This is a genomic window from Paenirhizobium selenitireducens ATCC BAA-1503 (assembly GCF_000518785.1).
Taxonomy (GTDB): domain Bacteria; phylum Pseudomonadota; class Alphaproteobacteria; order Rhizobiales; family Rhizobiaceae; genus Allorhizobium; species Allorhizobium selenitireducens.
Genome location: NZ_JAEG01000001.1, coordinates 490,899 through 511,439, shown reverse-complemented (window position 1 = coordinate 511,439; position 20,541 = coordinate 490,899). Strand labels below are relative to the sequence as shown.

Annotated in this window: 18 protein-coding genes; 11 read left to right on the top strand and 7 right to left on the bottom strand. The window is 63.3% G+C overall.

What is annotated here, in order from left to right:
* Positions 1–201: 201 nt before the first annotated feature.
* The 3 genes from L867_RS0102480 to fumC all read right to left on the bottom strand — a co-directional run bounded on the left by L867_RS0102480 (position 202) and on the right by fumC (position 3,651).
* Positions 202–1,809 (bottom strand): fumarate hydratase, encoded by a 1,608-nt coding sequence (locus tag L867_RS0102480; RefSeq protein ID WP_028735416.1) that lies wholly within the window; start codon positions 1,807–1,809, stop codon positions 202–204.
* Positions 1,810–1,913: 104 nt separating this feature from the next.
* Entirely contained in the window at positions 1,914–2,174 is a 261-nt protein-coding gene (locus L867_RS0102475; protein ID WP_028735415.1) for a ribbon-helix-helix domain-containing protein, read from the bottom strand.
* Positions 2,175–2,259: 85 nt separating this feature from the next.
* Entirely contained in the window at positions 2,260–3,651 is a 1,392-nt protein-coding gene (gene fumC, locus L867_RS0102470; protein ID WP_028735414.1) for a class II fumarate hydratase, read from the bottom strand.
* Between the two features lie 154 nt (positions 3,652–3,805).
* Here fumC and L867_RS0102465 point away from each other — a divergent pair, with 154 nt between their 5' ends.
* From L867_RS0102465 to L867_RS0102450, 4 genes are all read left to right on the top strand, one after another.
* A complete protein-coding gene (locus L867_RS0102465) occupies positions 3,806–4,138 on the top strand; it encodes an ArsR/SmtB family transcription factor (RefSeq protein WP_028735413.1) in 333 nt (110 codons plus the stop codon).
* Positions 4,139–4,149: 11 nt separating this feature from the next.
* Positions 4,150–4,644 (top strand): arsenate reductase ArsC, encoded by a 495-nt coding sequence (locus tag L867_RS0102460; RefSeq protein ID WP_028735412.1) that lies wholly within the window; start codon positions 4,150–4,152, stop codon positions 4,642–4,644.
* Positions 4,645–4,669: 25 nt separating this feature from the next.
* The gene (locus L867_RS0102455; RefSeq protein WP_028735411.1) at positions 4,670–5,344 is read left to right on the top strand and encodes an aquaporin; all 675 of its coding nucleotides are present in this window, start codon (positions 4,670–4,672) and stop codon (positions 5,342–5,344) included.
* A 311-nt stretch (positions 5,345–5,655) separates the two neighbouring features.
* The gene (locus tag L867_RS0102450; protein ID WP_028735410.1) at positions 5,656–7,536 is read left to right on the top strand and encodes a L,D-transpeptidase family protein; all 1,881 of its coding nucleotides are present in this window, start codon (positions 5,656–5,658) and stop codon (positions 7,534–7,536) included.
* A 16-nt stretch (positions 7,537–7,552) separates the two neighbouring features.
* On the opposite strand, the gene gph is transcribed toward L867_RS0102450, so the two are convergent.
* On the bottom strand, positions 7,553–8,236 hold the full coding sequence (gph, locus tag L867_RS0102445; protein ID WP_028735409.1) for a phosphoglycolate phosphatase: 684 nt from the start codon (positions 8,234–8,236) through the stop codon (positions 7,553–7,555).
* Positions 8,237–8,392: 156 nt separating this feature from the next.
* Between gph and rpiA the strand changes: the two genes are divergently transcribed.
* From rpiA to gor, 3 genes are all read left to right on the top strand, one after another.
* Positions 8,393–9,091, top strand: a complete 699-nt coding sequence (gene rpiA / locus L867_RS0102440) for a ribose-5-phosphate isomerase RpiA (RefSeq protein WP_028735408.1) — start codon at positions 8,393–8,395, stop codon at positions 9,089–9,091.
* A gap of 18 nt (positions 9,092–9,109) precedes the next feature.
* A complete protein-coding gene (locus L867_RS0102435; protein WP_028735407.1) occupies positions 9,110–9,637 on the top strand; it encodes a DUF2059 domain-containing protein in 528 nt (175 codons plus the stop codon).
* A 117-nt stretch (positions 9,638–9,754) separates the two neighbouring features.
* On the top strand, positions 9,755–11,143 hold the full coding sequence (gor, locus tag L867_RS0102430; protein ID WP_028735406.1) for a glutathione-disulfide reductase: 1,389 nt from the start codon (positions 9,755–9,757) through the stop codon (positions 11,141–11,143).
* A 541-nt stretch (positions 11,144–11,684) separates the two neighbouring features.
* Here gor and L867_RS24375 read toward each other — a convergent pair.
* A complete protein-coding gene (locus tag L867_RS24375; protein ID WP_037172340.1) occupies positions 11,685–12,575 on the bottom strand; it encodes an alpha/beta hydrolase family protein in 891 nt (296 codons plus the stop codon).
* Between the two features lie 264 nt (positions 12,576–12,839).
* Between L867_RS24375 and L867_RS0102420 the strand changes: the two genes are divergently transcribed.
* Positions 12,840–14,216, top strand: a complete 1,377-nt coding sequence (locus L867_RS0102420; protein WP_028735405.1) for a class II 3-deoxy-7-phosphoheptulonate synthase — start codon at positions 12,840–12,842, stop codon at positions 14,214–14,216.
* A gap of 87 nt (positions 14,217–14,303) precedes the next feature.
* Positions 14,304–14,705: a GFA family protein gene (locus L867_RS0102415; protein ID WP_028735404.1), complete on the top strand. Its 402-nt coding sequence runs from the start codon at positions 14,304–14,306 to the stop codon at positions 14,703–14,705.
* Here L867_RS0102415 and L867_RS24370 read toward each other — a convergent pair.
* Positions 14,684–15,610: a hypothetical protein gene (locus tag L867_RS24370; RefSeq protein ID WP_232363859.1), complete on the bottom strand. Its 927-nt coding sequence runs from the start codon at positions 15,608–15,610 to the stop codon at positions 14,684–14,686. The genes L867_RS0102415 and L867_RS24370 overlap by 22 nt on opposite strands.
* A 230-nt stretch (positions 15,611–15,840) precedes the next feature.
* Positions 15,841–17,757, bottom strand: coding sequence for an LTA synthase family protein (locus L867_RS0102405; protein ID WP_037172336.1), 1,917 nt, complete (start codon positions 17,755–17,757; stop codon positions 15,841–15,843).
* Between the two features lie 220 nt (positions 17,758–17,977).
* Here L867_RS0102405 and L867_RS0102400 point away from each other — a divergent pair, with 220 nt between their 5' ends.
* Both L867_RS0102400 and L867_RS0102395 read left to right on the top strand, forming a co-directional pair.
* Positions 17,978–19,657 carry an NAD+ synthase gene (locus L867_RS0102400; RefSeq protein WP_028735402.1) on the top strand — a complete coding sequence of 560 codons (1,680 nt, stop codon included), beginning with the start codon at positions 17,978–17,980 and terminating at the stop codon, positions 19,655–19,657.
* A gap of 35 nt (positions 19,658–19,692) precedes the next feature.
* The gene (locus tag L867_RS0102395; RefSeq protein ID WP_028735401.1) at positions 19,693–20,526 is read left to right on the top strand and encodes a TolB family protein; all 834 of its coding nucleotides are present in this window, start codon (positions 19,693–19,695) and stop codon (positions 20,524–20,526) included.
* Positions 20,527–20,541: the final 15 nt, after the last annotated feature.

Here is a 20,541-nt window from a genome sequence, read left to right as displayed (position 1 = left end):
GGATCCATGATCCTTTCCAATAGTTAGATGAAAAATGTTTGGAAATATTTAATGCCGCGCACCTCTGAAATAGTCAGCGATATTTTGTCGTGCCTGCGTCAAGAGCGCGCAACAAATTGAAATCGCACGCAAAACGTCCTGGAAGCAAAAAGGGGCGACACTTTCGCGTCGCCCCGCAATGTTCATTTTTTACTGGCCGGCTCAGCCGAGGTTGAATTCCTGGAAGAAGTCGTTGCCCTTGTCGTCGGTGACGATGAAGGCCGGGAAGTCCACGACCTCGATCTTCCACACCGCTTCCATGCCGAGTTCCGGGTATTCCAGCACGTCCACTTTCTTGATGCAGTCCTGGGCAAGGCGCGCGGCCGGGCCGCCGATCGAGCCGAGATAGAATCCTCCATGCTTCTTGCAGGCCTCGCGCACGGCGCGCGAGCGGTTGCCCTTGGCGAGCATGACCATGGAGCCGCCGAAGGACTGGAACTGGTCGACGTAACTGTCCATGCGGCCGGCCGTCGTCGGGCCGAAGGAACCGGAGGCATAGCCGGCCGGGGTCTTGGCCGGTCCCGCATAGTAGACCGGGTGGTTCTTCAGGTATTCCGGCATGCCTTCGCCATTCTCCAGCCGCTCGCGGATCTTTGAGTGCGCAAGGTCGCGGGCGACGATGATCGTGCCGGTCAGCGACAGGCGCGTCTTGACCGGGTGTTTGGTCAGCTCGGCCAGGATCGCGCTCATCGGCTGGTTGAGGTCGATCTTGACCACGGAGGACGACAGCGCCGTCTCGTCGATCTCCGGCATGTATTTCGACGGATCGGTTTCCAGCTGCTCGATGTAGATCCCGTCTTTTGTGATCTTGCCGAGCGCCTGGCGGTCGGCGGAACAGGAGACGCCAAGGCCGATCGGCAGCGAGGCGCCGTGGCGGGGCAGGCGGATGACGCGGACGTCATGACAGAAATACTTGCCGCCGAACTGGGCGCCGACGCCGAGCGACTGCGTCAACTTGTGGATTTCCTGCTCCATTTCCAGGTCGCGGAAGGCGTGACCCGATTCCGAGCCTTCTGTCGGCAGGCTGTCGAGATAGCGCGCCGAGGCGAGCTTGACCGTCTTCAGGTTCATCTCGGCCGACAGGCCGCCGATGACGATCGCCAGATGGTAGGGCGGACAGGCGGCCGTGCCGAGCGAGAGGATCTTGTCCTTCAGGAACTCGATCATCCGGTCGTGGGTCAGGAGCGACGGCGTGCCCTGATAGAGATAGGTCTTGTTGGCCGAGCCGCCACCCTTGGCCATGAACAGGAACTTGTAGGCGTCCTCGCCTTCTTCGTAGATGTCGATCTGGGCCGGCAGGTTGGTCTTGGTGTTCTTCTCCTCGAACATCTTCAGCGGCGCCAGCTGCGAATAGCGCAGGTTCTTGCGCTCGTAGGCGTCCATCACGCCCTTGGCGAGCGCCACCTCATCGCCGCCCTCGGTCCAGACCTTGCGGCCCTTCTTGGCCATGATGATCGCCGTGCCGGTGTCCTGGCACATCGGCAGCACGCCGCCGGCGGCGATATTGGCGTTCTTCAGGAGGTCATAGGCGACGAAGCGGTCATTGTCGGTCGCCTCGGGGTCCGAAAGGATCGAGGCGAGCTGCTTGAGGTGGCCGGGGCGCAGCAGATGGTTGATGTCGGCAAAGGCCGTCTCGGCGAGCAGGCGCAGGCCCTCCGGATCAACGGACAGGACTTCCTGGCCCTTGAAGGTGTCGACGGATACGTAGTCGGAGGAAATCTTGCGGTAGGTGGTGGTGTCTTCGCCGAGGGGAAAGAGAGCGTCAGCCATCAGTCAAAAGCCTTTCGGAGGCAGGTTGTCGGATGGCGGTGGTTTACGGCGGCGGGCGTTAAATTTCAATGATTCTAAAGAGGGAGGCGGTATGGCCATCCCGCTCAGGCGCGATCGCCCAGTGTGCGCAGGAAGTCCGCGGCATGGACATTGTCGCGGCCCCTCAGGGCCATGCCACGCTCGTAGGCCTTCTTGAGCTCCTGCTCGAATTCCCGCTGATTGACGGCCGACTGCCACAGGGAAAGTGCCTCTTGCACCAACTGGCTTGCATTGCCGCAATATCCCGCGCTGACCATCGCGTCGATCCGGGCGATCGTATCCGGATCGAGGTAGACGGTCAGCGGCTGTTTGGCGATCTGCAGCATATTGCCACATTAGCGGATTCGCGGGCAAAGAGGAATCCCCCTGCGCCAGTCATCCGAAGGGCGCGCGCCTGTGGGCGCGAGGCGGTTACTTCGGCCCGATCATCAGCTCCGGCCGCACCAGTTCGTCGAACTCCTCGTTGCTGAGATAGCCGCCGCCGACCGCTTCCTGGCGCAGCGTCGTGCCGTTCTTGTGGGCGGTCTTGGCGATCTTGGCGCAGGTGTCGTAGCCGAGGCGGGTGTTGAGCGCGGTCACCAGCATCAGCGAGTTTTCCACGCCCTTGCGGATATTGTCCTCGCGCGCTTCGATGCCGGTGACGCAATTGTCGGTGAAGGAGCGGGCTGCGTCGCCGAGCAGTTGCACGGACTGGAGGAAGTTGTAGGCCATCATCGGATTGTAGACATTGAGCTCGAAATGGCCCTGGCTGCCGGCAAAGGTGATGGCGGCATTGTTGCCGAAGATATGGGCGCAGACCTGGGTCAGCGCCTCCGACTGGGTCGGGTTGACCTTGCCCGGCATGATCGACGAGCCCGGTTCGTTTTCCGGCAGCGACAACTCGCCAAGGCCTGCGCGCGGGCCCGAGCCGAGGAAGCGGATGTCGTTGGCGATCTTGAACAGGGCGGCGGCTGCGGCATTGATCGCGCCGTGGGAAAAGACCATGGCGTCGTGGGCCGCCAATGCCTCGAACTTGTTGGGGGCTGTGACGAAGGGCAGGCCGGTGATCTTCGCGATTTCCTCCGCGACCTTTTCGGCGAAGCCGATCGGAGCATTGAGCCCGGTGCCGACGGCCGTGCCGCCCTGCGCGAGTTCGTAGAGACCGGGCAGCGTCAGTTCGATCCGCTTGATCGCCGAGGCAACCTGGGCGGCATAGCCGGAGAATTCCTGGCCGAGCGTCAGGGGGGTGGCATCCTGTGTGTGGGTGCGGCCGATCTTGATGATGTGGGCGAAGGATTTCGCCTTGGCATCAAGGGCTTCGTGGAGGTGCTTCAGATTGGGAATCAGGTGGCGGACGATCTGTTCGGCACAGGCGATGTGCATGGCCGTCGGATAGGTGTCGTTCGACGACTGGCTCATGTTGACGTGGTCGTTCGGGTGGACCGGCTTCTTCGAGCCCATGACCCCGCCGAGCATTTCGATCGCCCGGTTGGAGATCACCTCATTGGCGTTCATGTTGGACTGGGTGCCGGAGCCGGTCTGCCAGACGACCAGCGGAAAATGGTCGTCGAGCTTGCCGTCGATCACCTCCTGCGCCGCCTTGACGATGACATCGCCGATGCTGGGGGCAAGACCGCCGAGCGCCATGTTGGCGCGCGCCGCCGCCTGCTTGACGATGCCGAGCGCGCGCACGACGGAGAGGGGCTGCTTCTCCCAGCCGATCTTGAAGTTGCCGCGGGAGCGTTCGGCCTGGGCGCCCCAATAGCGGTCGGCGGCGACCTCGATCGGGCCAAAAGTGTCGGTTTCGGTGCGGGTCTTGCTCATCGTGCTGGCCTTGCTCTCGAATTGTTTCGTGCCGGGATAATTAGTCTTCGTCGTGTCCGGCGCAATGGGTGGCGGAATATTGACTGCGTAATTCAGGTTAAATATTCACGCCGCGGTCTCTTGTAAATTTCGATAATTCATGATTTCTGGAAGTATGGATACGAAGCAGACTCTCGACGCGCTTTCGGCGCTCGGCCATGACGGACGGCTGGCGATCTTCCGCTTGCTGGTGCGTCACGCCCCCGAAGGACTCAACGCCGGCGACATCGCCACGGCGCTCAATTTTCGCGCCAACACGCTCTCGGCCAACCTGACCGTGCTGGCCAATGCCGGCCTGGTGAGCAGTGAGCGCGAAGGCCGGCATATCCGCTATCGCGCCGATCTCGAGGCGATGCGCGCACTCATGGGCTTCCTGCTCGAGGACTGCTGCGGCGGTTCGCCCGAGCTGTGTCGGCCGATTCTCGAAGAAATCACCTGTCGTTGCTGAAGGTTCACACTATGACCCAAGAACATTTCAACGTGCTTTTCCTGTGCACGGGCAATTCTGCCCGCTCGATCCTTGCCGAGGCTTGCCTCAACCGCGAGGGGCGGGGCCGCTTCACGGCCTATTCCGCCGGATCTCACCCGAAGGGCGAGGTTCACCCGATGGCGGTCGATCTGCTCAAGCGGGCAAACTACGATGTCTCCGGCCTGCGCTCGAAGAGCTGGGACGAGTTTGCCGTGCCCGGCGCGCCGAAGATGGATTTCGTCTTCACGGTCTGTGATTCGGCCGCCGCCGAATCCTGCCCGGTCTGGCCTGGCCAGCCGATGACCGCCCATTGGGGCGTTCCGGATCCGGCGGCCGTCGAAGGCACGGATCCGGAGAAGGCGCTGGCTTTTGCCGACACCTACCGGATGCTGAACAACCGCATCTCCATCTTCGTCAATCTGCCGATCGCAAGCCTCGACCGGCTCGCACTGCAGAAGCGGATCAGCGAGATCGGCAAGCAGTGATCCCAATCAGGGCCAAGGGCGGAAAATCGTGACGACAGCCAGACGGATCGCCTCCGAGTGTCTCGGGACTGCCCTGCTTCTTGCGACCGTGGTCGGCTCGGGCATCATGGCCGAGGCGCTTGCCGGCGGCAATGTGGCGGTGGCGCTGCTTGGCAATACGCTTGCGACAGGCGCGATCCTCGTCGTGTTGATCACCATGTTCGGGCCGGTGTCGGGTGCGCATTTCAATCCCGCGGTGACGCTGGTCATGCTCGCCTCGGCAGAGATTTCACGCAAGGAAGCCGCGTCCTACGTGATGGCACAGGTTGCCGGCGCCCTTGCCGGCGTATGGCTGGCGCATCTGATGTTCGATCTCACGGTGCTGCAGATGTCGGTCAAGGCGCGCACGGGATCGGGGCAATGGATCGCCGAGGGCGTGGCAACTTTCGGTCTGCTCCTCACCATACTGCTCACCCGCCGGCACAGGCCGGAAAGCATTCCGCTCTCGGTCGGGCTCTACATCACTGCGGCCTACTGGTTCACGGCTTCCACCTCGTTCGCCAATCCGGCCGTGACGCTGGCGCGTGCCTTTTCCGACAGCTTTGCGGGGATCCGTCTCGCGGATGTGCCGGCCTTTGTCGTGGCACAGCTCGTCGGGGCGTCGCTCGCCCTGGTGCTCTCGCGCTGGCTGCTGGCCGACGGGAGCAAGGCGCCGGACTGAAAGCCCTGGGTGCCGCGTGTCATATTTGGCACGCGGCCAGGCAAAATCGCGCCGCCGGTCTCGTTCACCCTTGGGCGGGCAGAAGCTTTTGGTGGCCGGTAAAGGAAAATTTAACGAGTATTTTCATTAAAGTCTGGACGAATGCCGGCTCTCCGGCATTTGCGGACTCACGCAAATTTGAAACCGGTTGGCTTCGGCGCCGAAGCGTCGGCAACTTTTCAATGATATGCCTATCGGCTAGTGATCCGCGCCATGAACGGCGGCGGCCCCGTGCGCCGCTTCGCGACGACAGACCTGGAACGAGTGCGAGAATGACAAAGTACAAGAAGATCGCGGCAACGGCAGTGCTGGCTGCGATGACGAGCCTCAATGCCTTGCCTCAGGCGGCGGAGGCGGCCACGCTTCTCGATCTGCTGCGCGGCGGACCGGGCAAATCCAGCCAACGGTCCGGCACGGGCACAAGCACGATCCTCGATCCCCAGGCGCGGGGCGGGCTGGAGATGGGCGATCCGGAGCCGCTGCCGAAGGTCGCGGGGCCGCGCTATTACACCTACAAGGCCGAGGCGACGCGCCCGATCGCGATCAAGGCGCCGAACACACCGGTCGCCGCTGACGTCAATGCGGCAAGCCCGGCCCTTGCCGGCGACCAGCCGCAGGTGCGCCGTTTCCTCGCCGAGACGGGGGTGCGTGCGCCCGACGAGATCGCGGCTGCCGTGGAAGCCTATTTCAAGGACAACAAGCCGCTGATCTGGGTAACCGAAGCGGGCATCACCGAGCGGGCGCGGCAGGCGATGCAGGGACTTGCACAGGCCTCCGAGGCCGGGCTTGCGCCGGAAGACTATGCGGTCGCATTGCCGGCAGAGGCGGCCGATCCGTCCGATCCGGACAAGCTTTTCCGCGATCTGGCACGGTTCGAGGTGGCGCTGTCGGCCAAGCTGCTGACCTATGCCACCGACACGGCGCGCGGCCGGGTCGATCCGAACAAGATTTCCGGCTATCACGACTTCAAGCGCAAGGCGGTCAATCTGAAGCCCGTCCTCAACATGCTGCGGCTGAGCCCGGATGTTGCCGCCTATCTGCGCTCGCGCGATCCCGACAATGCGCAGTTCCAGGCCATGAAGGCGGAGCTTGGCCGCTTGCGCGCGGCCGACAGCCAGGCGGGCGCCCGGGTCGAAATTGCGCCCGGCACGCTGCTCAAGCCCGGCCAGAGCAATCCGGAACTCGCCAACATCCTCGCCGCGATCGGGACCGAAGGCTCCGAAGCGCTGAAGACGACCCATGCGGCCGTGCTTTCGGCCTATGGGGGCGCGCCCGAATACACCCCCGAACTGGTCGCCGTGGTCGAATCCTTCCAGAAGGAAAGGGGCCTGAAGCCCGACGGCGTCGTCGGTCGCGCGACCATTCGTGCGCTGACCGGCCACAGCAATGCCGAGAAGATCGACAAGCTTGTCATCGCCATGGAACAGCTGCGCTGGCTGCCTGACGATCTGGGCCAGCGTTACGTCTTCATCAACCAGCCGGCCTTCACCGCCTATTACTTCAACGAGGGCCGCGAGCAGCTGGCCATGCGGGTGGTCGTCGGGTCGAAGTCGAACCAGACCTATTTCTTCCAGGACCAGATCGAGACGGTCGAGTTCAATCCCTATTGGGGCGTGCCGAAGTCGATCATCGTCAACGAAATGCTGCCCAAGCTCAGGGCCGATCCCAGCTATCTGGACCGGCTCGGCTATGAGGTGAGCTATGGCGGGCGCAAGGTCTCGTCGGGCGAGATCGACTGGAACTCCACCCACAGCGTCGATGTTCGCCAGCCTCCGGGCAGCGACAACGCGCTTGGCGAGCTGAAGATCCTGTTCCCGAATTCGCACTCGATCTACATGCACGACACGCCGTCGAAGAGCTTCTTCCAGCGCGACATGCGCGCGCTCAGCCATGGCTGCGTGCGCCTGGCCGAGCCGCGCGTCATGGCGGCGGCGGTGATGGGCACGACGACGGCCGAGATCGCCAAGCAGATCGCGTCCGGCCAAAACCGGGCGGTGCAGGTGCCGCAGAAGATCCCGGTCTATGTGTCGTATTTCACCGCCTGGCCGAACAAGGACGGCGGGGTCGACTATTTCGACGACGTCTACGGCCGCGACGATTCAACCCGCAAGGCCTTCAAGGCGATCAGCGACGCCCGCGCGCCGCGCAGCTAAGAAAAGAGGGCGGGCGTCAAGCCCGCCCGATCAGCTCCGACAGCAGCGCCGGCGTCAGCTCGTCGAAGTGGCGGATCAGCCGGTCCGCGCCAAGTTCCTCGACCGGGCGATCGGAATAGCCGAAGGGCACGACGATCGACGGGATACCGGCATTCCGGGCGGCGAGGATGTCGTTGATGCTGTCGCCGACCATTACGGCGCGGGTCGGATCGCCGCCGGCCTTCTCGATCGTTGCCGTCAGGTGGCCGGGATCCGGCTTGCGCACGGGAAAGGTGTCGCCGCCGGCGATGGCGGCGAAATGATGGGCGAGACCCAGCTTCTCGATCAGCGGCACCGCCAGCCCCTCCATCTTGTTGGTGCACACGGCGAGCCGGAAGCCCGCTTCCCTCAAGCGGCCGAGGGCATCGACGAGGCCGGGATACGGCTGGCTTTCGCCCGGCATGCCCGCCGTATAGTGATCGATGAAGCGATCGAGCAGGGGCTGGAGTTCCTCTTCGGCCAGCGGCACGGCGCGCAGCGCGAAGGCGCGCGCGATCATGGCGCGGGCGCCATGGCCGACCAGATGGGTCAGGTCCTCGTAGCCGACCGGTGGCAACCCGGCGACGGCGATCGTATGGTTGAGGCTGGAGACCAGGTCCGGCGCCGTGTCGACGAGCGTACCGTCAAGGTCGAAGACGATCGTGGGGGCTATCAAGGGCATGCTCCGTCGCTGGCTGATGGAACGCGGGATTGCACAAGCCGGGTAGGCGAAATAGTGACAAAAGGCAACCGATACAGCGGTATCGGAAAGGGGCTTTCGTTTGCCCGGCGAGGCGTGTAAACAGCTGACGACGAAACGGACAGGAGCTTTTGGCGCATGGACGCCCGCGAGATGAAGATAAAGGCTGCGGCTGCAGCTTTGGAGCATGTCGAAGACGGAATGCGTCTCGGCATCGGCACCGGTTCCACCGCGGAGGAGTTTGTCCGGCTTCTGGCGGAGAAAGTGGCCGGAGGCCTGAAGGTCGAGGGTGTGCCGACTTCGGAACGCACGGCGCGTCTCTGCCTTGAACTCGGCGTGCCCCTGAAATCGCTCGACGAGCTGCCGCAGCTCGATCTCACGATCGATGGCGCCGACGAAGTCGACGCGCAGCTTCGGCTGATCAAGGGCGGCGGCGGAGCCTTGCTGCGCGAGAAGATCGTCGCCGCGGCCTCCGAGCGCATGATCGTCATTGCCGACGAGAGCAAGGTCGTTGACGTTCTTGGCCGCTTTCCGCTGCCGATCGAGATCAATCCCTTCGGCCAGGCTTCCACGCGGATCGCGGTGGAAAAGACGGCCGAGCGACTGGGGCTCACCGGCGAACTCAAATTGCGCGCTTCCGGCGACGGGCTCTTCACCACCGACGGCGGCCACCTCATCCTCGACGCATCATTTGGCCGCATTCCTGATGCAGAGGCCTTGGCCATTGCGCTCAACACGATCCCCGGTGTTGTCGAGCACGGGCTATTCATCAATCTGGCCTCGCTTGCCATCATCGCCGGACCGGCGGGGGCGCGGGTCATGGACGCAAAGATCTAAACAGGAGCAATGGATTTCATGGTCAAATTTTCGGGTTTGGGGCGTTTCGCTTCTGTCACCGTCATTGCCGGTGGCCTCTTCATGGGCTTTTCCGCCGAGGCACAGGAAATCTCGGCTGAACACATTCAGGCGGCGCGCGCCGCGATCACCGCGCTGGGCGCGACCGATCGGCTCGATTCCATCCTGCCGAATATTTCGGATCGTTTGAAGGCTCAGCTCATCCAGGCCTATCCGAACCTTGATGACAAGATCTCCGAAACGGTGGATGCCGAAGCTCTGAAGCTTGCGCCGCGCCGTGGCGATCTGGAGCGCGAGGCGGCCCTGGTCTATGCCAAGGCTTTCACCATCGAAGAGCTCAACACCATGACGACCTTCTACACAAGCGAGGCCGGCAAGAAGCTGCTCAAGGACGGCCCGATCGCCATCCGCGAACTGATGAAGGCCGCCGACATCTGGACCGCCGGCGTCGCCCGCGACCTGGAAAAGCAGGCCAACGAAGCCATGCTCAAGGAAGTCGGTGCCACGCCTGCGGCCCCCAAGCCCTGAGCTCAGCCGCTTCTTGAGAAATGCAAAGCCCGGACACGTTCCGGGCTTTTATTTTGGTGACACCGCATCCTATATCAGGGCGACCATCCGTACCGCTGATTTGCAAGGAGATTCGCCATGTCCGGTTTTGACTATGATCTGTTCGTGATCGGTGGCGGCTCCGGCGGCGTGCGCAGCGCCCGGATCGCCGCCGCGCTCGGCAAGAAGGTCGCGATCGCTGAGGAATACCGCTTCGGCGGCACCTGCGTCATCCGCGGCTGCGTGCCGAAGAAGCTGTTCGTCTATGCCTCGCAGTTCCACGAGCATTTCGAGGATGCGGCCGGCTATGGCTGGACCGTCGGCGAGACCCGTTTCGACTGGCCGACGCTGGTGGCGGCGAAGGACCGGGAAATCGCCCGACTGGAAGGCCTCTACCGGAAGGGGCTCGACAATGCCGGCGCCGAGATCCTCGAAACGCGTGCCGAGCTGGCTGGCCCCAACAGCGTGCGCCTGCTGAAGTCCGGAAAGATCGTTACCGCCGAAAAGATCATCATCGCCGTCGGCGGCGCTCCCAATCCCCATGCAGCGCTTCCCGGCCACGAGCTGTGCATTTCGTCCAACGAAGCCTTCGACCTGAAGGAACTGCCGCGGGCGATCGTGATTGCCGGCGGCGGTTACATTGCTGTCGAGTTCGCCAACATTTTCCACGGCCTCGGCGTCGAGACGACGCTGATCTATCGTGGCGCGGAGATCCTCAGCCGCTTCGACCATGACATGCGGCGCGGCCTGCATGAGGCGATGGAGGCCAAGGGCATCCGCATCCTGTGCCATGACATCATCGAACAGGTGAGCAATGCTCCCGACGGGCGGCTGGTTGCTGCCACGAAGAACAGCGGCGAACTGGTTGCCGACCAGGTCATGCTGGCGCTCGGACGCGATCCCTATACCAAGGGGCTCGGCCTTGAGGCGGCAGGGGTCGAGATCAACGAGCGCGGGGCGATCGTCGTCGACAAGTATTCGCGCACCAATGTCGCGAGCATCTTCGCGCTCGGCGACGTCACCGACCGCGTTCAACTGACGCCGGTGGCGATCCACGAGGCGATGTGCTTCATCGAGACCGAGTACAAGAACAATCCGACCTCGCCGGATCACGACATGATCGCCACGGCGGTGTTCTCGCAGCCGGAGATCGGGACCGTCGGTCTGTCGGAGGAGGAGGCGGCCAAACGGTTCGGCGACCTTGAGGTCTACCGCGCCCAGTTCCGGCCGATGAAGGCGACGCTTTCCGGGCGCAATGAAAAGACCATCATGAAGCTGATCGTCAATGCTGCCGACCGTAAGGTCGTGGGCGCGCATATCCTCGGCCACGATGCCGGCGAGATGGCGCAGATCCTCGGCATCACGCTCAAGGCCGGTTGCACCAAGGACGATTTCGATCGGACGATGGCGGTGCATCCGACGGCAGCGGAGGAACTGGTGACCATGTACAGCCCGAGCTATCGGATCAGGAACGGTGAGCGGGTGTAAACGGAGATCCTGTCTTCTGCGCGCTGGAGGATGGCCCTGAAACGAAAAAAGCCCCGTCGATGACGGGGCAATTGATACGGAAGGAACCTCGGACATGCGCCTTGGCGCCTGTCCGACCATGCTCAAACGCCGGAACGCAGCGCGGGTTCCGTTGTGAGCAAAGTTCTTTTCAGGTGAAGGCCAGAACCGGTGCCGCCAGCACCATCAGCCCGAGACAGGACGCGATTGCGAATTTCAACCGCCGGATACGCCTGGTACGAACACCACTCCAATCATACGCCATAGCACTGATCCTCATGATCGTTACTGATACGCGGGAGCAGCCCACGCCGTTCCCCGAAAGGCAGAAGATCCCTGCCTCATCCGCTATAGCGGTCGAGACTGGCGCGAAGCTTGATGTAAACCCTCCGGACGCGAGCCCCTCCGCTCGCATCCGAAGATTAGAGTATGATAATTTTTCGACGGACGCCAGCCTCCATCACCAAGTGGTCGGAAGTGGAGATTCTGTCGCTTTAATCGTTTGAAATTCGCGCCGCCTGGCTCAGGAGGCGATTGCCGATGACGACGATGGGCTATCGCTCAGCCAGTCGACCGCCGGTTTCCACAGGCTGTCGCGAAAGGCCGGACGGAAGAAGCCGAGATGGCCGATCGGCTGTCCGGTCACCGCCGGCGATACGCGCATGCGCTCGACGGGGGCATTCACATAGGCCTTGAGGATGGCCTCCTGGGCCTTCGGCGTGCCCCACACGTCGTCCTCGACGCCGATCGACAGGATCGGGGTGCGGACTTCGGCAAAGCGGCGCGCTGCATCCATCTTTCGGTCGGCGAAGAAATAGTCCGGCGAACGGCCCCAGCGGGCCCATTGGCGGAAGACGGTGCCGGGCAGCGTTTGCCCCAGCCCGATCCAGCCCGGGACGCGGCCGGTCAGCAAGGCGAGCGGCACGCCGACCAGGTTCATCGAGGCAAAGACCTTGTAGGGCTCGGCGGTGTAGGCCCAGTGACCCGACATCACCGCGACCATCAGATAGCGGTCGAAGCGGTTGGCACGGCCGCAGAGGCCGAGGCCCTGGCCGCCGAAGGACTGGCCGATGCCGACCATGGCATGGCCCGGCGCGACGCTCTCCAGGCGGTCGATGGCCGCCGCCATATCCTTCTCCGCCCAGTCGGCCATGCTTGGCCGGGTCTTCCAGTCGCGGGGGATGCGGGAGCCGGCGACGCCGCGGTAGTCATAGGTCAGCGCGGCGCGAAAGCCGCGTTCGGCGACAAGGTGTTCGGCAAAGCGGGCGTAGATGCCGCGCGGCACGGCGGCGGCGGACGAAATGAGGGCGAGGGGGCCATCGCCGTCCCCCTGGAACAGGGTTCCGGCGAGGGGAAAGCGGTCCTTTGCGGCAAATGTGATCTCTTCGCGCGCGACGGCGGTCCGGTGCTGCATGGCTGATCTCCTCCATCTCCCACGCCCAACAAGCGAAAAACTTACGTTTACGTCCATGTAAATGCAAGTGCGGGGATTTCCGGCACGCGAGGTCGGCAGTCATCGTCTGATGGCGAAAGGTGGGTGTCTTTTTCGACGCCCCGGCAGAATCGTTGCCGGTGGCCCTTCAAGTTCGGCTTTGCAAGGCAAATATTAGGGTCTATAAGCCCCCGATCCAAAGCGGCCGGGAGGAGGCCGTTCTATTTCGAACAGCAGGTGACGATCATGGCACAGAATTGGACCCCAAGCAGCTGGCGCAGCAAGCCGATCAAGCAGGTTCCGGCCTATCCGGACATGGCGGCGCTGCGCGCGACCGAAGCGCAGCTTGCAACCTTTCCGCCGCTGGTTTTCGCGGGTGAGGCGCGCCGGTTGAAAAAGCATCTCGCCAATGTGGCTGAAGGCAACGCCTTCCTGCTGCAGGGCGGCGATTGCGCCGAGAGCTTCGCAGAGCATGGTGCCGACACGATCCGTGACTTTTTCCGCGCCTTCCTGCAGATGGCTGTCGTGCTGACCTTTGGCGCTCAGCTGCCGGTCGTCAAGGTCGGCCGCATCGCCGGCCAGTTCGCCAAGCCGCGCTCGTCGGATTTCGAAACGATCGACGGGGTTGAGTTGCCGAGCTATCGCGGCGATATAGTCAATGGCATCGAGTTCACCGAAGAGGCGCGCATTCCCAATCCGGAACGCCAGCTGATGGCCTACCGCCAGTCGGCAGCGACGCTCAACCTGTTGCGCGCCTTTGCCATGGGCGGCTATGCCAACCTCGACAACGTCCATCAGTGGATGCTCGGCTTCGTCAAGGACAGCCCGCAGGGCGAGCGTTACCGCAAGCTTGCCGACCGGATTTCCGAGACCATGGATTTCATGAAGGCGATCGGCATCAATTCCGACAACCAGCCGGCCTTACGCGAAACCGATTTCTTCACCAGCCACGAAGCCTTGCTGCTTGGCTATGAAGAGGCGATGACCCGCGTCGACTCGACCTCCGGCGACTGGTACGCGACCTCCGGCCATATGATCTGGATCGGCGACCGCACCCGCCAGCTCGACCACGCACATGTTGAATATTTCCGCGGCATCAAGAACCCGATCGGCCTCAAATGCGGCCCGTCGCTGACGGCCGACAACCTGATCGAGCTGATCGACGCGCTCAATCCGGCCAATGAAGCCGGCCGTCTGACGCTGATCTGCCGTTTCGGTCACGACAAGGTCGCCGATCACCTGCCGAAGCTGATCCGTGCGGTCGAACGCGAGGGCCGCAAGGTGGTCTGGTCGTGCGATCCGATGCACGGCAACACGATCACCCTCAACAACTACAAGACCCGGCCGTTCGAGCGGATCTTGTCGGAAGTCGAGAGCTTCTTCCAGATCCATCGCGCGGAAGGCACGCATCCGGGCGGCATCCACATCGAGATGACCGGCAAGGATGTGACGGAATGCACCGGTGGTGCCCGTGCGGTCACGGCAGAAGCCCTGCAGGATCGCTACCACACCCATTGCGACCCGCGTCTCAATGCCGACCAGGCGCTCGAACTGGCCTTCCTGCTCGCCGAGCGGATGAAGGGCGGCCGCGATGAAAAGCGGATGATGGTCGCAAACGGCTGAAGCTTAGCTTCAGATAAGCGCATTTGACCAACCGGGCCGGCTTCCCCAAGCTGGCCCGGTTTCTTTTTGCCAATTGGGGGGCGCTGAATGGACGAGCAGAGAACCGGGGCCTGCCTGTGCGGCGCCGTCCGCTTCCGGACAAGGGGACCCCTGCGCGAAGTCGTCTTCTGCCATTGTTCGCAATGCCGGCGCCAGACGGGCCTCTTCTATGCGGCGACCGACGTATCGCGCGACCGCATGGATCTGGCCGGCGAGGACATGATCGGATGGTACCGGTCGAGCGACGGGGCGCAAAGGGGCTTCTGCACGCGCTGCGGTTCGGCGCTTTTCTGGCTGCGCGACGGCAGCGACCGTATCTCGGTCATGGCCGGGGCCTTCGACCAGCCGAGCGGGCTTGCCGGCGGCTATCACATCTATTGTGCCGACAAGGGCGCGTTCTACGAGATCGATGACAAACTGCCGGCCTTTCAGGCCGGCAGGCCTGCCTGACGAACCGGCAGGGGTTGGAGCGACGGCAGCACCGGCAGGGTGATGCCGAGTTCGCCGGTCGCATGGTGGAAAGCCTGTTCGAGTGCTGCGAACTTCGCCGACTGCCATGCGAAGTAGTCGTTGACGAAATGACGCGACAGCCACAGCGATCCGCGCCGGCGTGGCAGTTGCCAGCCCAGCAGGCCATCGATCTCGGCTTTCTTGAACATGCGCTTCAGGTTGGTGGCGGAGATCATGTAGACCTCGCTGAGTTCCGGCAGCGACAGCGGGCCGACGTCGATGCGTTCCGCATCGGCCGAGGTGCCGGGAATGCGGGCAATGAGATGGTGGAGAACCATGCCGCCGAGATCCGACCAGAGGAAATGGCCGATGCTGTCGGGCGGATCGCGCCAGGCCGGATCCTCGACCAGATGGGCGGCGGCAAAGGGCTGGGCGATGCGGAAGATGCGCGGATCGGCGGTGGCGGTCTGCTCGCGCGTGCCGCCATCCAGGCGGTCGAGGCAGGCCATGTGCCCCATGAACCAGGCCTCCATGGCATCATAGGCGGTTTCGGTCGTTTCCAGAACGCGCACGCGACGGTCGGGTACATCGGGAATGTCGCGCAGGAACTTGTAGGCGACCAGTTCGGCGAGGAAGGCGGTCGCGGTGTTGCGGCTCGCTGCGCCAAGCTTCATGACGATCTCGACAAAGCGGGTCGCCGTCAGCCCCGACAAGGGGTCGTCGTCCCGACGCTGGAGGGACAGGGCGAACAGCGAATGGGTCATCAGCCACTTGCGATGCGATGCCTTCAGCCGCGACAGGCGGGGCGTGCGCACGTGTATGCCGATCAGGTGTTCGGCGATCTGTTTCTCGATCGTCGGAAACAGAGGGTTGGCGGCAATCTCGGTGCGGGTCAGTGGCCGCATGGCTTGTTTACGCTTTGCTAAAGGTCTTGAACATCATCGGGTGGGCCTGCATTCCGGCCGGCTCTCCGGCGAGCGGGAGGACGGCGCGGCACGAAAGCCTAAGTGCTGGCTAGACAATTTTCATATCCGTTTTGTGTCAATGGCCGGTTTACGTCATCGACGCAAGATGGGGAACGGAGTTCCGTCGCGCGCGAAATCCGTCATCGGTTTGACGAAACCGTCCGGACCGGTCAACTGGCCGGGGCGTCGAGCCGCTCCGCCTGCTCGGGGAAGAAGCGCTCCGTGCCAAAACCCTCGCCGAACATCTGGTCGTGCTGCAGGTAGCGGTAGTCGCGGATCAGCGGATCGATCGGCGCACCGGAGGTCGCCCAGTCGGGGCGGGGACGGTCATTGCGCTCGATCAGCTGGTGGCGGTCCACGACGGCATAACGTTCGTGCAGCCGGCCGAGGACGCCGGTGTAGAAGGCGTGCCGGTAGCCGGCGAGGCGAACCACGTAATAGGGCAGCTGCGACGGGCTGACCGAGCCGAGATCCTTCTGCACGCCGCGCTTCGACGACCAGACCACAAGCGGCGTCTCGTGCTCGCGCTTCATCACGCCGACCGAAGCCTTGCGGGTGGCGACCACGTCCGGCATGTAGCCGGTTTCGGTATAGACATTGCCGAGCGGCGGCAGATGGTCGCCGAACAGCACGATAATCGTCTCGCGGCGGCGCTTCTTCGCCCAGTCCATCAGGGCCTTGAGGCTGCTGTCGGCTTCGCGCACGCCCTGGGCGTAGGTCGCCAGGCTGTCACGGTTTTCCGGTGCAAGCGACGCGGACTGCACGTCGATCGTGTTCTTCGCATAGCGGTTCTTCTCGTAGGGACCATGGCCCTGGAGCGTGACGGCGAAGAAGAAGAACGGTTCCTTGGTCTGGTCGGCCGAGCGGATGATTTCCTTGGTCAGCGCGTCGTCCGAGGTGAACAGGCCACGCTTGTCCATCACCGGCATGTTCTCTTCCGACATGAAGGATTGGAAGCCGAGCGACTGGTAGACATTGGCCCGGTTCCAGAACCAGCTCTGGAACGGATGGAAGGCGCGTGTCGTGTAGCCCTTCGAAGCGAAGAAAGTGGCGAGCGAGGGCAGGGGTCGGCGCACATACTGCTGATAGGGAATACTGCCATAAGGCAGGAAGGCATTGGAGAAGCCGGTCAGTGCCTCGAATTCGACATTGGCGGTCATGCCGCCGAATTCCGGCGAGAACAGGTTGCCGGAGGAATTGGCGCGGATTGTCGGCATCGGATCGGGCGACAACGCGGCGTTGTTGAGGCGCGTCGGATCCCACAGCGACTCGCTCATCACCATGATCACGTCGGCATTGCGGCCGCCGAAGAAGGTCGCGGGTAGCCGCTCCGGCGCGATGTCGGTGATCACGTCGGCGCCATAGCCCTGCGGCGCCTGGACATTGGCCATCGGCACGTTGAAGGCGAAGGCGAGCAGGAAGCCGTTGTGGCGATAGTTTTCCTGCTGGTCCCACATCATCGGCACGATGTTCAGCCGGTCGCGGACATAGGAGAACGAGTTGGGGTCCATCAGCGACAGGAAGCCGCCGATCAGGGGCAGGGACACGATGAGGCGGAAGAGCTTCGACGACGCCGAAAGCTGCGGAAAGTGGCGGCGTCCGAGCACCAGCAGATAGCCGAGCAGGCCAAGCGCTGCGAGTGTACCGAGGACCAGGCCGATCGAGGCGAACGGCCGGGCGGCGAACATCACCGGCACGAGCTCGCCGATCTGGCGGCCGAACAGCATGTCGCTCGGATAGAGCGGATCGGAGAGGTACTGCTGCTTCTGCATCGACAGGAAGGCCGGCAGGATCGCCAGCGGCACGAGGATCAGCGCGGACTGGTAGGCCCTGCCGAACAGCGCGTCGGCGGCAATGAAGAGCAGGAAGAGCGCCAGCACGGCCACCATGCCGGGACGGGCCGGAGAGAGAAGGTAGTCGGAGACGTCGATCAGCGTGCCACGCGCCAGCCATTCGGTCACGATGATCGTTAGGAGCGCCAGTACCAGCGAGTTGACGAGCCTTATCGCCGGACGCAGCGCCACGGCGCGCTGCGAACGCGCAGCTTTCTCGCCCTGGCGGGCGATACTTGCACTCGCAATGGACATTCCGGGCTCGGAGATAATCTCAGCCAACGCGCTCTCCAGCAATCGTCAAGAAGTTTAACAAAACTGTCGCATAGCTGTCACATAGTCGTCATGAACGCTAGATGAACCATGCGGCGCGGCGGTTTGTTCCCGCGATTTTCAACACCGTCTGTTGCAGCGCGGCACGCCCCTTTCGCTCGGCGACATTGCGAAGGCGAGCGTCCCGCGCTAAACGAGGGTCATGAGCGATATTCAGACCCGATCCGACACCCTCCGCATTGCCATTGCGCAGCTCGATCCGACTGTCGGCGACGTCGCCGGCAATCTCGCCAAGGCCCGGGAGGCGCGGTCCGAAGCCGCGTCCCAGGGGGCCGATCTGCTGCTCCTCACCGAGCTTTTCATTTCCGGCTATCCGCCGGAGGATCTGGTGCTGAAATCGGCGTTCCTGAAGGCGTGCCGCACGGCGGTTGAACAGCTTGCCGCCGATACCGCGGATGGTGGGCCGGGCGTCGTGATAGGCTTCCCGCGCCAGGGCGAAAAAGGTCGGCACAACTCCGTCGCTCTTTTGGACGCAGGCAAAATCACCGCGATCCGCGACAAGGTCGATCTGCCGAACTACGGCGAGTTCGACGAGAAGCGCGTATTCGTCGAGGGCACGATTTCCGGCCCCTACAATTTCCGGGGGGTGCGCCTGGGGATACCGATTTGCGAGGAGATCTGGAACGACCTAGGCGTCTGCGAGACGCTGGCCGAAAGCGGCGCCGAGATCCTCCTGGTGCCAAACGGGTCGCCCTATCATCGCGACAAGCTCGACATCCGCCATCAGGTGGCGTTGCGCCAGGTCATCGAAAGCGGGTTGCCGCTTGTCTTTGCCAACCAGGTCGGCGGACAGGATGAACTCGTGTTCGACGGCGCGAGCTTCGCTTTCAATGCCGACAAGACGCTGGCTTTTCAGATGAGCCAGTTCGAATCCACCCTGTCGGTAAGCACCTGGAAGCGTGCGGCCGACGGCTGGCGCTGCGGCGAGGGGCCGATGTCGCGCATTCCGGAAAAGGAAGAGGCCGATTATCGCGCCTGCGTGCTGGGTTTCCGCGACTATGTGAACAAGAACGGCTTCAAGAGCGTCGTGCTGGGCCTGTCGGGCGGTATCGACTCGGCCATCTGCGCGGCGATCGCCGTCGATGCGCTGGGCGAGGAGCGCGTGCGGGCGATCATGCTGCCCTATCGCTATACCTCCAAGGAATCGCTCACTGACGCTGCCGCCTGCGCCAAGGCGCTCGGTTGTCACTACGACACCGTGCCGATCGGCGAGCCGGTGGACGGATTCCTCTCCGCGCTCTCCGACATGTTCGAGGGAACCGAGAGCGGCATCACCGAGGAGAACTTGCAGAGCCGTGCCCGCGGCACGATCCTGATGGCGATCTCCAACAAGTTCGGCTCGATGGTGGTGACGACCGGCAACAAGTCGGAAATGTCGGTCGGCTATGCGACGCTTTACGGCGACATGAACGGCGGCTTCAATCCGATCAAGGACCTCTACAAGATGCAGGTCTATGCGCTGGCCGCGTGGCGCAACAAGCATGTGCCGCCGGGCGCGCTCGGGCCCTCGGGCGAGGTCATCCCGGCCAACATCCTCTCCAAGGCGCCGTCGGCGGAGTTGCGGCCCAACCAGACGGACCAGGATTCGCTGCCGCCCTATCCGGTGCTGGACGACATCCTCGAATGCCTGGTGGAGAAGGAAATGTCCGTCGACGAGATCGTCGCGCGCGGCCATGAGATCGCCACCGTGCACCGCGTCGAGCATCTGCTCTATCTCGCCGAATACAAGCGCCGCCAGTCGGCACCGGGCGTGAAGATCACCCGCAAGAATTTTGGTCGCGACCGGCGTTATCCGATCACCAACCGTTTCCGGGATCGCTGACAGAGGCGATTCCCGAGGCCCAAAGGGAGCGCGCGATGCGGAGTTCCGTCGAGATCTTCAATATCCGCAGCCGCGCCCGGCGCGTCGTGTGGCAGACGGACCGGCTGGTCGAGGCGCCGAACTGGAGCCCGGACGGCGCCTCCCTCGTCATCAATGGCGACGGATTGCTCTACCGGCTGCCGGCGGACGGCAGTGCCGCGCCGGTGCAGATCGATACCGGTTTTGCCACGGCCTGCAACAACGACCATGGGATCTCGCCGGACGGAAGATATATCGTCGTGTCGGACAAGGTGGAGCACGGCAAGTCGTGCATCTACATCCTGCCTTCTGAGGGCGGCACGCCGCGCCAGGTCACGCGCAATCTGCCGTCCTACTGGCACGGCTGGTCGCCGGACGGCCGCACGCTTTCCTATTGCGGTATTCGCAACGACCTGTTCGACATTTATACGATATCCATTGAAGGCGGAGACGAGAGCCGGCTGACCTTCGGCGAGGGCCGCAATGACGGTCCCGACTATTCGCCGGATGGCCGATGGATCTATTTCAATTCCAGCCGCTCGGGGCGGATGCAGATCTGGCGCGTGCCGTTCGAAGGCGGTGCGGCGGAGCGGATCACTGACAGCGCATTCGGCGACTGGTTTCCGCATCCGTCGCCGAAGGGCGACAAGGTCCTGCTCTTGTCCTACGACCCGGACGTCTTCGACCATCCGCGCGATCTCGACGTGCGGCTGCGGCTCGTAGATCCGGACGGGAGCAATCCGGAGACATTGTTCGAACTGTTCGGCGGACAGGGCACGATCAACGTTCCGTGCTGGTCTCCGGATGGCGACGAATTCGCCTATGTCCGCTATTCCCCGGCGGCCGGTTAGGCAGACACGGGCAAG